Here is a 12,140-nt window from a genome sequence, read left to right as displayed (position 1 = left end):
ATGATCGCGCCATCGCCTCGCCAGCCCCTGATCGACGCCCTGCGTGGCGTCGCGCTGCTCGGCGTTTTCCTGGTCAACCTGCGCTTCTTCTCGCTGGATGCGTTGCTGGATGAATCCACCCAGCAGTCCCTGCCCAGCGCCGCGCTCGACCACGTGATCCGCACCGGCATGGGCTGGGTGGTGGACCTCAAAGCGATCACGGTGTTCTCCCTGCTGTTCGGGATGGGCTTTGCCATGCAGATGGACGCCCGTGGCACAGCGGGCGTGGCACCGCACCTGCGCCGCATGGCCGCACTGGCGGTGATCGGCCTGCTGCATGCCACGGTGCTGTGGTGGGGCGACATACTGCTGACCTACGCGCTGGTCGGGCTGCTCCTGCCGCTGTTCCGTCACCTCGGCGATCGCGCGCTGGTGGTGACCGGCGTGGTGATCGCCTTGTTCCTGCCACCGCTGCTGTCGCCATGGATGCGCGAGTGGGTGATGACGATGGCGCCGCGCGCGCAGGTTTACGCCGCCGCCGTGACGGCACTGTCTTCCGGCACGCTGCTCGAGGCCTGGTGGCAGAACCTGCTGCTCGGCAGCTGGGTACGGCTGACCAACTGGGCCCTGCTGTTCTTCGTGCTGGGCCGCTTCCTGCTCGGCTACTGGGCGGGCCGCCGTGGGCTGCTGCAGTCTCCGGTGCAGCATCGGCGCAGCCTGCGGATGCTGTGCCTGGGCGGCGCGGTTATCGCCGCCGTCTTCCTCACCTTGGAAACGTGCGTGCCTGCGCTGAAAGAGGCCTGGCCTGCGCTTCGCAGCGGTGTGCCGGGCTACCTGCTGCGGGTGAGCTATCGCGTCGGCCCGTTGGCGCTGGGCATCGCGCTGGCCTGCGGCTTTGCGCTGCTCTATCTGCATGCCTGGGCGGAGCGCTGGCTGCGCGTGTTCGTGCCTGCCGGACGGATGGCGTTGAGCAACTACCTGCTGCAGAGCGCGATCTGCGTGCCGCTGTTCGCCGGCTTCGGGCTGGGATTAGGAAAAGGGCATGGGCTGTGGCCGATCCTCGCAGTAGCGCTGATCGTGTTCCCGCTGCAGTTGTGGCTGAGCGCCTGGTGGTTGCAGCGGTACCGTTTCGGCCCGGTGGAGTGGCTGTGGCGCAGCCTCAGCGAGGGGCAGCGCCTGCGGTTGCGGCGGGCGTGAGCGCTTGACCCCGTACGCATCACTGGAAAACACTCGGTGCAGACCTCTGAACAAGGGTGTGACGATGCACGGCACGCGTTCTCTGCTGTTACTGGCCTTGTCGGCCGCCGCATTGCCGGCCTTTGCCGAGGCGTGCGCCGTGGATCGCACCGCGATGCTGGCGCTGACCCCGGCGCAGTTCGATCAGAATCTGGAAGGCGGCTGGCGACCGATGGCGGAGAAGGCCGAGTGCCAGCTCGCCGCTGCCGATCTCATCGCGGCCTATCGTGCGCAGCCCAAGGCCGCCGGCAACACCACGATGATCTGGCATGAAGCGCAGATGCGCGCGCAGGCCGGGCAGGACGCGCAGGCGGTCACATTGATGCGGCAGACCTACAAACCTGCGCCGGATGCCGGCGGCTGGAATCCTTACGTGGATGCCAGCGTCGCGCTCATCGAAAAGGACCACCCGGCCCTGGCCGCCGCCCGCGCGACGCTCGCAGCCCTGCCTGCGCCGCCTGGGACCGACGTCGAGAACGGCTTCTTCGACTTCACGATGCCCAACGGTGAGGTGGTACAGGTCGCCTGGCCGCCCAATCTCGATATCGTCGATGCGTTTGTGCGGTGCTTCGGCCAGAGCTACCGGCAGGCCTTCTCCCACCAGGCCTGCCGTCATCCCGACACCTCGGCCGCGCCTCAAGGAAGCACCCCCTGACCGAGCTGCCAGAGAGCAATCGGCGCTACCCGATCACCCGCTTGAACGGCGGCAGTGAATCGATGATGCGCTTGCCGTAACGTCGGGTCAGCAGCCGCGAGTCGAGGATGATCACGCGGCCGGTATCGGTGGAGGTGCGGATCAACCGGCCGGAGAACTGGGTCAGCGTGCGCAGCGCATGCGGGATCGCGATCAGGTTGAAGGCGTTCAGGCCGCGGCTTTCGAACCACTCGCTCAGCGTGGACGTCTGCGGGTCGGTCGGCACCGCGAACGGCACCTGGGTGATCACCACCGTGGTGCAGGCTTCGCCGGGCAGATCGAGGCCCTCGCCGAAGGAATTGAGACCGAACAATACCGAGCCCTCCCCGGCCGAGGTGCGCCGCAGGTGCTCGTCGATCATCTTCTGCTTGGCCGTTTCGCCCTGCACCAGCACCTGCTTGCGCTGCGCGGCCGGCATCAGCTCGGCCACCTTTTCCATCTTCCAGCGCGAGGTGAACAGCACGATGCTGCCCTTGCCCCAGTCCAGCTCCTTGACCAGGTACTTGGCGATTTCCTTGGGGTGACCTTCCTTGTCATCCGGGGTCACCGGGAATGCCGGCACGATCAGCTGGGCCTGGTTGGGCAGATCGAACGGCGAGGCCAGCGAGACCATCTCGGCTTCGGCCGGAATGCCGTTGTCGATCGCCAGCGCCTGGAAGTCCCCGCCGCCGGTGAGCGTGGCCGAGGTCATCACCACCGAATCCACTTCATCCCAGAGCAGCTTGCGCAGCACGTTCGCGGCCGAGACCGGCGAGCCATGCAGGACCAGGTCGCCATCGCGCGAGAGGGTGATCCAGCGCGCGGTCGGCGGCTGGCCCTCCTTGTCTTCGCGGCGCCAGCCGGTCCACAGGTTGTGCTGCTGCTCGATCATCTCCAGCGCCATGCCGAGGTTGCGCTGCAGGCGCTCGCGCGCGGCATCCTCGGGCTTGCCTTTGGCCACCTGCGTCAGCGCGGCGTGCGCCCAGTTGAACAGCGCGCGGGTATCGTCGGCGATGGCCTCGATATCGGGCATCCAGATCTCCGGCAAGCGGCCATTCGGAGCGCGCCACATCGGCTCCTGCGCGGCCGGGTCCGGCCGCCAGCTGCGGTCGATCACATCGCGGAACGCCTTGAGCTGCTTGCTGACCTTGGCGGCGGCTTCGATGGCCTCATTGGGCAGCAGGTTGCCCAGCTTGTCCTTGTCCACCGCGCGGTAGGACGCGGCGATCAGCACCTGCAGGCGGCCGGTGCGCTTGGCCATTTCGTCCAGCGCGAGGCTGGCCGCGCCCTGGTCGATGGCGACGTTGCCGATGTGGTGCCCTTCATCGAGCACCAGCAGCATGTCCGAGGGCGGCGCGATCAGCGGCTGGCCGTTGTCGCTCTCCCCGATCGACAGCGCCGACAACAGCAGCGCGTGATTGGTCACCACGATCTGCGCCTCGCGCACGGTATTGCGCGAGCGCAGCACCGCGCACTGCGCCGAGTACGCGCACTTGCGCCCCGCGCAGCCCGAGGCCGGCGTGGTGATGCGCGAGCGCAGGGTATTGCTGATCGTTTCCGGCGCGTTGTCCAGGTCACCGTTCCAGCGGCCTTCGAGGAAGGCCTTGCTCAGCGACTGCGCCAGGTCCATCTCGATCGGCGCCAGCGGGCGGTCGAACAACGGCTGTTCGTCGTCGAACATGCCTTCCTGCGCGCCGTCGCCATGCGCCTCGGCCGCGTTGCGGGTGCACAGGTAGCGGGTGCGGCCCTTGGCCAGCGCCACGGTGGCTTCGATGCCGGTGGCCTTGAGGAAATTGGGGATGTCGCGCTCGACCAGCTGCGACTGCAGCGCCACGGTGCCGGTGCTGATCACCAGTTTCTTCTTGGTCGCCAGCGCGATCGGTACGCCGGCGGTCAGGTAGCCCAGCGACTTGCCGACGCCGGTCGGCGCCTCGACCACGCCGACGCCGCCGCTGTGCGACAGCGCACGGGACACCACGCCGATCATCTGGCTCTGCGAGCGCCGGGTGCTGAAACCGGGCGTATTGGCCTGCAGCTTGGCGTAGGCATCGCGGATGCCGGCCTTGAGCTCGTCGTTCAGGGCGCGGGGGGCTTCAACTTTTTCGGTCACGCCGGTGGACTGCCTGACTGGATCACGGCCCCCATTTTCTCACGACCCGGGGGCCATGACCGGCGCCATTTTCCGCGCCGGTTCATATCCGTGACGCGGCCCACGTCAACACTGTGGACCGCGACAGGCGGCTGCACCCGCTCAGCGTGGCGGCAGCGGCGCAGCGGGTGGAACGGCGCGGCCGCGCAGCGCGCGGGTCATCGCCCAGACCAGCAGCACCAGCGCGAGGGCCTCGAACAGATTGAGTGCGAAGTGGCCGGCACCGAGCAGCTTGGACATCAGCTGCAGGTTCTCGTAGTTGCCCTGCTGCACCATCCACATCGGCACCAGGTTCAGCACCAGGCCGGCCAAGGTGGTCAGCGCCATCACGCCCAGCGCGGCCAAGGCCACGCTGCGGATCGCGCCGCGCGGGGTATCCACCACCCAGACCACGGCGATCGCCAGCGCGATCAGTACCGGCAGGCGCACACCCAGCATGGTCAGCATCGAGATCAGCAGATCCATGTCCACCGGCTCAGTCCTCGCCAGCCAGCGGGGCCAGCTGCGTACGCAGCTCGGTATAGACCGCCTCGGTCTGCGGGCGCACGGCGTGCCACTGCAGGAAGCTCTCGGCGGCCTGTTCGACCAGCATGCCCAGGCCATCGACGATGTTGCGGCAACCGGCCGAGCGCGCCCACGCGGTGAAGGCAATCGCGGCCTCGCCGTAATTGAGGTCCACCGCGGTGGTCATGCTGTTGACCAGCGACAGCGGCAGCTTGAACTCCGCGGCGCGGTCGCGGCCGGCCGAGGTGGCGTTGATGATCAGCTCGAAATCGCCCAGCTCGCGGATGTCTTCCCAGTAGCGGGTGATCGCTCGGCCCGGCTCACCCATCGCATCGATCAGCGCGTCGGCGCGCTCCGGGGTGCGGTTGACCACCACCAGCTCCAGGATGCCGGCATCCAGCAAGGCCGGGGCCACGCTGCGGGCCGAACCACCGGCGCCGATCAGCAGGGTACGGCGGCCACGCAGGTCCAGACCGTGGCGGTCGGTGAGGTCACGGACCAGGCCGATGCCATCGGTGGTATCGCCGTGCCAGCGGTCGCCCTTGCGCAGCAGGGTGTTGACCGCGCCGGCGCGGCGGGCGCGCGAGGTCAGCGTGGTGCACAGCGCGAAGGCGGCTTCCTTGTGCGGCGCGGTGATGTTGGCGCCCACGCCCCCTTCGGCGGCAAAAGCTTCCAGGGCTGCCAGGAACTCGCCCGGCGATGCCTCGATCGCACGGTAGTCCAGCGCCAGGCCTTCCTGCCGGCCGAACGTGGCATGGATGTGCGGCGACTGCGAATGCGCGATGGGCTGGCCGAATACGGCGTAACGGTCGGTCATGGGTTGTCCTGCTCCGGGCCTAGAATGGAACGCAAACCCCAACGGACGCGATGATGCGCATTCCATTGTCTCTGCTCGCGCTGAGCGCCAGTTTACTCTGCACACCCGCCGCGATGGCGCTTTCCGAATTCGGCATCGAGGGCATGGGCGTGGTCTCGACCAAGGCCAACGAAGCCCAGGCCACGATCGCGCCGGACGGCCAGCGCATCGTGTGGGCCAGCGACCGCGCCGGCGGACACGGGGGTTGGGACCTGTGGCAGGCGGTGCTGCGCGAGGGGCGCTGGCAGGACCCTGCCCCGCTCGCGCTCAACAGCGCCAACGAAGAGCGCGACCCGTACTTCAGCCACGATGGCCGCTGGCTGTACTTCGCCTCCAACCGCAGCGGCGGCCAGGGCGGCTTCGATCTGTACCGTGCCCCGGTGACCGCCGACGGCACCCTCGGGACCGTGCAGGCCCTGCCGGCGCTCAACACCCGCGCCGACGAACGTGCACCTGCGCTGCGCCCGGATGGGCGCACGCTGCTGTTCTCACGCAACGGCAAGCAGACCCAGGGCGGCTTCGATCTGTATCTGGCGCCCGTGCAGGGCGAGGGATTCGGTACCGCGCAGGCCCTGCCGGCCCCGCTCAATACGGCCGCCGACGAACTTGGGGCGGCGTGGCTGGGCAATGACGGCGCACTGGCATTCACCCGCGCAAGCGAGGGGCATTCGCAGGTCCTGCTGGCGAGCTGCGATCACCGCCAGGCGTCGGTGCCGCTGACGCTGTCGTTCAATACCGCCGACGGCCAGACCGGCGCGCCGGTGGTGGACGCGTCCAAGCCTTCGGAGATGGTCCTGGCTGGCATGGCACGCGCACCGCGTGCCGGCGGGCTGGATCTGTACCGGATCAAGGCGCCGTCAGCGCCGCGAGGTACCCGCTGCGGTTGACACTGCGGTCGCCGAAAGGCCGCCACGCGTGGCGTGGCGCTACCCGTGATCGTGCTGGCCGAGCGCTAGTGCGCCTGCAGCAGCTGCGCACGCAGCTGCTCGTACTGCGCTTCGCTGATCTCGCCGTGATCCTTGCGCTGGTTCAATGCCGCCAGCTGCGCCTGCAAGGCGGGCGAAAGCTGCGCCTCACGGGCAATGCGCGCGGCGGCGGAGGGTTGCTCCGGTGCCTGCCGCGCGGCGCGGCGCACACCGCGGATCACCAGCCCGATGACCACGGCAAAGGCCAGCACGCCGGCCGTCCAGGTCACCCACTGTAGCCATCCCATCGTCTGCATCATCGTCGTCCTGTATCGGGGTGGGCGCGTATTGTCAGCGTTCGCGCAGCCAACGCGCCACCTGCGGGGCGAAATAGGTCAACACGCCATCGGCGCCGGCGCGCTTGAAGCCGATCAGCGATTCCATCACGCAGGCCCGCTCGTCCAGCCAGCCATTGGCAAAGGCGGCCTTCATCATCGCGTACTCGCCACTGACCTGATAGGCGAAGGTCGGCACGCCGAACTGCTGCTTCACCCGGCGCACCAGGTCCAGGTAGGGCATGCCCGGCTTGACCATCACCATGTCCGCGCCCTCTTCCAGGTCCAGCGCGATCTCACGCATGGCCTCGTCGCCGTTGGCCGGGTCCATCTGGTAGGTCTTCTTGTCCGCCTTGCCGAGGCCGGTGGAGCTGCCGACCGCGTCGCGGAACGGACCGTAGAACGCCGAGGCGTACTTGGCCGAGTAGGCCATGATCCGCACGTTGACGTGGCCGGCGGCATCCAGCGCACGGCGGATCGCACCGATGCGGCCATCCATCATGTCCGACGGCGAAATGATGTCCACGCCGGCTTCGGCGTGCGACAGCGACTGCTTGACCAGCGCCTCCACCGTGATGTCGTTGAGCACGTAACCCTTGTCATCGATGATGCCGTCCTGGCCATGCGTGGTGTACGGATCCAGCGCGACATCGGTCATCACGCCCAGCTCGGGGAAGCGCGACTTCAACGCGCGGATGGCGCGCTGTGCCAAGCCGTTCTGATCCCACGCCGCCGCGGCATCAAGCGACTTGCCGGCCGGATCGATCACCGGGAACAGGTCGATCACCGGAATGCCCAGTTCCAGCGCCTCTTCCGCCACCTTGAGCAGCTCGTCGATGGACAGCCGCTCCACGCCCGGCATCGAGGCCACCGGCGTGCGGCCGGCCAGCTCGTGCACGAACACCGGATAGATCAGGTCATCGGTGGTCAGCGTGTTCTCGCGCATCAAACGACGCGAGAACTCGTCGTGACGCATGCGGCGGGGGCGATAGTCGGGGTGTGCCATGAGGAACTCCGGAACGGAATGCAGGAAGGAGTGCAGGAATTACTGCAGCAGGTACTGCCGCGGTTGCAGGGGCTCGGGCAGCGGCTGGACGCCCAGGCTGTCGAGCAGATCGATTTCGACGGTGCGCACCATCGCATCCAGCGGCAGGTCGTTGGATTCCAGCCCGAACGGCTCTTCCATCTCCTCGCCGAGCTGGTCCAGGCCGAAGAACGCATACGCCAGCACGGCCGAGACCACCGGCGTTGCCCAACCCAGCGAACTGGCCAGGCCGAAGGGCAGCAGCACGCAGAACAGCCACGCACACCGGTGCAGCAGCAGCGTGTAGGCGAACGGCAGCGGCGTGGTCAGGATGCGCTCGCAACCGGCCTGGATGCTGGACAGCGCATGCAGGCGTGTTTCGAACTGCGTGTAGAGGTACGAATCAAGCTGACCGGCGCGCAGCGCCTGGGCGAGGTCGGCAGCGATCATCGCCAACAGTTGATCCGGTGCATTGAGGCGCTGGCCGAACCGCGCGCGATCGGCCTTGGGTACCCACGGCAGCGCCGCCAGCGTCATGTCGCGGCCACGCAGGCGGGCGGCCAGCGCATGCGCGAAGCCGATGCACAGCCGGCACGCGCGGTCGCGCAGCGCGGGATCGTCAACCAGCAGCGCCTGGCACAGGCGGGCCAGGCTGCGTGATTCATAGATCAGCTGGCCCCACAGTTTGCGGCCTTCCCACCAGCGCTCGAAGCAGGCGTTGTTGCGGAAGCTGAGGAAGATCGACAGCACCAGGCCCAGCAGCGTGAACGGTGCTACCGACACGCGCTCGATGCCCGGCGGATGCCACAGCTCGGCCAGGGCGGCCACCGCGATCGACAGCAGCAGGATCGCCACCACCTTCGGGGCCACCGCCGGAACAATGGAGCCGCGCAGGATGTAGAGCAGTTGCCAGCCGTGGGGACGAGGACGAATGATCATCGGTGCAGGGAGAGCGCCCGGACGGGCGTGGACCGCCGGCGGAGCCGGATGCGGCAGCCGGTCATTCTACGCCGATGGCACCGGGCGGCCGTGAGCTGCGACGGTCGGTCGCACCCGGGCCACGCACGGGCCGCTCAGATGATGCCGCCACCCAGCCCGAGCCGGACGATACCCACCACCACCACGATGCCGTTGAGCACCAGCCCGGTCCAGGCCCGGCCGCGCTTGCTGGCGTGGGTGAACAGGATGCCGATGGCGGCGATGACCGCACCCACCGCGGCAAACGGGATCAGGAACCAGTTGCCCCAGCCCAGCAGCGGGATCAGGGCCACAATCATCCAGAGCAGCGCGACGATGCCCCACAACAGACTGATCAATCCCATGCCCGGCTCCTTGAGGTGAATGCGTGGCCCACCATAGCGGTTCCCGGCGCAGGCGCAAGCGGCAGCGAGACGCCGTTGGCGGGGGCCTCACCGGGGCGGTGCTAGGGTGCGCTGGCAGGGGTTGGGACCGATTCAGTCGCCAGCACCGATCATCCCAGCCATCACACACAGGGGTAACGCCATGAACATCCGATGCGCTGCATTGCTGGGCCTGGCGCTGCTCAGCGCCGGCTGCGCCAGCACCTCCAAGGTCATGCTCGGCCAGGCGCGTGCCCCGGTCGATCCGGCCACGGTGCAGATCTATTCCACGCCGCCGGCGGGGTCACAGGAAATCGCCCAGCTCGAATCGGCCAGTGCGGTCGGTTTCGGCACACAGGGCCAGACCGATGCTGCGGTCATGCGGCTCAAGCGTGAGGCCGCCGCCCTCGGTGCCAACGGCGTGATCCTGATGGGCGTGGGCTCCAGCGGCTCGCCGGTGGGCATGTCCGTCGGCGCCGGCAGCTACGGCTCGCACGTGGGCGGTGGCGTCGGCATCGGCATCCCGACCACGCAGAAGCGCGCGGCCGGTGTGGCCATCTGGGTCCCGAATCCGCCGCCGGCGCCGCGCCTGCCGACGCAGACGATCACGCCGCAGCGCTAACGAAGGCCGCGGTAGGCCACGACCGTTGGTCGTGGCTGCTGGGATAGCGCACCGACCAACGGTCGGTGCCTACCGCAAACGCGTCAGCGCTTGGCCGCGCTTTTGTACTTCGGCACGAAGACGTCATTGACGGCCTTGGCCAGCTGGTCCGGCGGCAGCAGGCCCTGGTCGAGCAGGAAGTTGTTGAACGCCAAACGGTCGAAGCGATCGCCCAGCGCCAGCTCGGTCTGCATGCGCAGCTCAAGAATCCGGGTGTAGCCGTAGAAGTAGCTGCCGGCCTGGCCGGGCATGCGCACCATGTAGCGGTCCAGCTCCTGCGTGGCCATTGCCTTGGACAGGCCGACCTCATCGATCAGCACGCGCTCGGCGTTGGCCCGGTCGATCTGACCCAGGTTGAGCATCGGGTCCAGCATCGCGCGCGCGGCCCGCAGCAGGCGGAACTGCAGCGCGATCAGCTGACCGTCCAGCGGCTCGTACGGCACCATCTCCGCTTCGGCATACAGCGCCCAGCCTTCCACGTTGACCGAGTTGAACGCGAACATCGTGCGGGCCAGCGAGATGCCGCGCTCGACCATCGCGGTGAACTGCAGTTCGTGGCCCGGGCGGCCTTCATGCGCGCTCAGCGTCCAGGCGGCCGAGCCGAAGTTGAAATCGTCGTACTGCGCGGCCTTGTCGCCGGCGGCCGGGTTGCCCAGCGGCAACACGAAGGTGCCCTGCTGCCCGGTATTGCCGACCAGCGGCGCCGGCAGGAAATGCGGTGCCGGCGAGGCGGCGCTTTCGGCGGCCGAGCCCAGGCGCATCTGCATCGGGCGCTGCGGCACATCGACGATCTTTTCCTTGCGGATGATCGGGTCGATCGCATCGATCACGCCGCGGTAGTGGTGCTCGAGCTGATCGTCGGGAATCTTGTCGCCCTTGAGCGCACGTACCACGGCCACCGGATCGGTGCTGTCGGTGACCTTCAGGCCCTTGGCCTGCACCACCAGTGGCGCCAGCTGGCGCATCGCCGAGCGGGTTTCCATGAATTCCAGCTGGGCCCGCTGCATCAACAGCGCCGGGGCGATGTCGATGCCCACGCGCTTGAGCTGGTAGGCATACAGCGGCTCGGGCAGGCGCGCATCGGTGCGGGCTTTGGGCAGCACCTCACGGCGGGTCCAGTCGCGGTACTCGCGCAGCTGGCTGGCAATGGCCTGCAGCGCCTGCTCGGCGCCGGCCACCTTGTACTTGCCGAACAGCTGCTCGATGCCGGTGATGTAGGTGTCCACGTTGGCCAGCGACTGCTCGACTTCGATCTTCGTCGGCTGCAGCAGGGTCTTGTCGCCCAGGCGCTCTTCATAGCGCTGACGCGACAGCGTGGTGACCGGCTGCGTGCCCGGGGCAAGCCCGGCGTAGGCCTTCAGGCGATCCAGCGCCTTGGCGCGGCGCTCGGCGGGCACCTGGTCGGACAGCAGCAGGTTGAGGCCGCTGAACACCGTCTGCGGGGTGTCGCTCCACGGCAGCAGGTACTTCTCGTTGAGTTCGCTGCCTTCGATGTTCTGGTTGGCGGCGGCGATCATGATCGCCAGGTCCTGGCGGACGTTGGGATCGCGCTCGGTGGCGAGCTTGGCCTGCAGTTCACTGCGTGCCTTGGCCATCGCCGCGCGGTAGCGGGCGCCGTTGTCCGGGCCGAAGTCAGCCACCTTGTCGTCATAGCCAGGCACGCCGAAGAAGCCGGTTTCTTCCGGCTGGAACGGGCCCTGCGCATCCAGCAGGATCTGCGCCAGCGTGTTGCTGCGGGTGACCCAGGCCGGCGAGGCGGCAGGCTTGGCGGCGGCCGGGGCGGCCAGGGCCGGCGGGGCCGACAGCGCGGCGGGAACGGACAGGGCCAACGCAACAGCGAGGACAAGCGGCTTCATGCAGGAACTCCAGGGCAGGATGCCTTCGACCCTACGCACTCACGCCCGGCGCGGCAATCGGCCGGAGGTCATGCGGTGCTCAGATGCCCAGCGAGGCAGTCGACGGCGGGCACTCGCCCTTGGCCCGGCACTCGGCCAGCGCGCAGCGCTCGGCGGCCTCGGCATCATCCAGCGCGGTCAGATCGATGGCCTCGTTGGCATCGGTGACCACATACAGCATCGGGTAGTCCCAGTGCTCGCCACTGCGCTTGGCATTGAGGAACAGGCGGCCCTTCCCTTGTGGACCGCTCACCCCGATCACGAACTGGCTCTGCCCATTGGAATGCATCGACCCCGCGGGCAGGTAGCCATCGCGCAGGGGCTCACCCAGCGCTTCAACCAGCTCGACGTTGCAGCGCGCGCGGCGCATGGCCTCCTGGTAGGGCGTGCTGGATTTACTCCAGTACGCCCACTGGGACAGCGCGAACCACACCGCGCCCGCTGCCGCCGCAATGCCGACCACCACCGCCAATGGCATGGCCCAGCGCCAGTGACGGCGCCACCAACCGGTGCGCACGGTGGAACCAGGAAGTGCGGGCGGCAATGTCATCGGCACACTCCTTGTCAGGCCGGTGGCAGCAAT

At 68.2% G+C, this 12,140-nt stretch carries 13 protein-coding genes; 4 read left to right on the top strand and 9 right to left on the bottom strand.

Features of this window, described 5'->3' with window-relative positions; genetic code table 11:
• Positions 1–1,176, top strand: coding sequence for a DUF418 domain-containing protein (locus ABE463_RS06790; RefSeq protein WP_346467630.1), 1,176 nt, complete (start codon positions 1–3; stop codon positions 1,174–1,176).
• A 4-nt stretch (positions 1,177–1,180) separates the two neighbouring features.
• Positions 1,181–1,870, top strand: coding sequence for a hypothetical protein (locus ABE463_RS06785; protein WP_346467629.1), 690 nt, complete (start codon positions 1,181–1,183; stop codon positions 1,868–1,870).
• A 25-nt stretch (positions 1,871–1,895) separates the two neighbouring features.
• Here the strand turns inward: ABE463_RS06785 and dinG are convergent, their stop codons facing one another.
• From dinG to aroE, 3 genes are all read right to left on the bottom strand, one after another.
• Positions 1,896–3,998 carry an ATP-dependent DNA helicase DinG gene (gene dinG / locus ABE463_RS06780; protein ID WP_259262011.1) on the bottom strand — a complete coding sequence of 701 codons (2,103 nt, stop codon included), beginning with the start codon at positions 3,996–3,998 and terminating at the stop codon, positions 1,896–1,898.
• A 141-nt stretch (positions 3,999–4,139) separates the two neighbouring features.
• Positions 4,140–4,502, bottom strand: coding sequence for a hypothetical protein (locus tag ABE463_RS06775; protein ID WP_259262010.1), 363 nt, complete (start codon positions 4,500–4,502; stop codon positions 4,140–4,142).
• Between the two features lie 10 nt (positions 4,503–4,512).
• On the bottom strand, positions 4,513–5,358 hold the full coding sequence (gene aroE / locus ABE463_RS06770; RefSeq protein WP_259262009.1) for a shikimate dehydrogenase: 846 nt from the start codon (positions 5,356–5,358) through the stop codon (positions 4,513–4,515).
• 53 nt (positions 5,359–5,411) lie between these two features.
• Here aroE and ABE463_RS06765 point away from each other — a divergent pair, with 53 nt between their 5' ends.
• Positions 5,412–6,284, top strand: coding sequence for a TolB-like protein (locus ABE463_RS06765; RefSeq protein WP_346467628.1), 873 nt, complete (start codon positions 5,412–5,414; stop codon positions 6,282–6,284).
• A gap of 65 nt (positions 6,285–6,349) precedes the next feature.
• Here ABE463_RS06765 and ABE463_RS06760 read toward each other — a convergent pair whose 3' ends face one another.
• From ABE463_RS06760 to ABE463_RS06745, 4 genes are all read right to left on the bottom strand, one after another.
• On the bottom strand, positions 6,350–6,610 hold the full coding sequence (locus ABE463_RS06760) for an SHOCT domain-containing protein (RefSeq protein WP_346467627.1): 261 nt from the start codon (positions 6,608–6,610) through the stop codon (positions 6,350–6,352).
• A 43-nt stretch (positions 6,611–6,653) separates the two neighbouring features.
• The gene (gene hemB, locus ABE463_RS06755; RefSeq protein WP_346467626.1) at positions 6,654–7,643 is read right to left on the bottom strand and encodes a porphobilinogen synthase; all 990 of its coding nucleotides are present in this window, start codon (positions 7,641–7,643) and stop codon (positions 6,654–6,656) included.
• A 39-nt stretch (positions 7,644–7,682) separates the two neighbouring features.
• Complete coding sequence (locus ABE463_RS06750) at positions 7,683–8,600, bottom strand: bestrophin family protein (RefSeq protein WP_346467625.1); 918 nt, start codon at positions 8,598–8,600, stop codon at positions 7,683–7,685.
• A 134-nt stretch (positions 8,601–8,734) separates the two neighbouring features.
• A complete protein-coding gene (locus ABE463_RS06745) occupies positions 8,735–8,983 on the bottom strand; it encodes a hypothetical protein (RefSeq protein ID WP_019185442.1) in 249 nt (82 codons plus the stop codon).
• Positions 8,984–9,164: 181 nt separating this feature from the next.
• Here ABE463_RS06745 and ABE463_RS06740 point away from each other — a divergent pair, with 181 nt between their 5' ends.
• Complete coding sequence (locus ABE463_RS06740; protein WP_019185443.1) at positions 9,165–9,623, top strand: hypothetical protein; 459 nt, start codon at positions 9,165–9,167, stop codon at positions 9,621–9,623.
• An 83-nt stretch (positions 9,624–9,706) separates the two neighbouring features.
• Here the strand turns inward: ABE463_RS06740 and ABE463_RS06735 are convergent, their stop codons facing one another.
• Complete coding sequence (locus ABE463_RS06735; protein ID WP_346467624.1) at positions 9,707–11,518, bottom strand: DUF885 domain-containing protein; 1,812 nt, start codon at positions 11,516–11,518, stop codon at positions 9,707–9,709.
• Positions 11,519–11,597: 79 nt separating this feature from the next.
• On the bottom strand, positions 11,598–12,107 hold the full coding sequence (locus tag ABE463_RS06730) for a cytochrome c oxidase assembly factor Coa1 family protein (RefSeq protein ID WP_346467623.1): 510 nt from the start codon (positions 12,105–12,107) through the stop codon (positions 11,598–11,600).
• Positions 12,108–12,140 lie beyond the last annotated feature (33 nt).

Origin of the sequence: Stenotrophomonas sp. TWI819 (assembly GCF_039673075.1) — a bacterium.
Lineage (GTDB): Bacteria > Pseudomonadota > Gammaproteobacteria > Xanthomonadales > Xanthomonadaceae > Stenotrophomonas > Stenotrophomonas rhizophila_B.
Note: the sequence above shows the minus strand (reverse complement) of the source record. Positions and strands in the feature narration are given on the sequence as shown.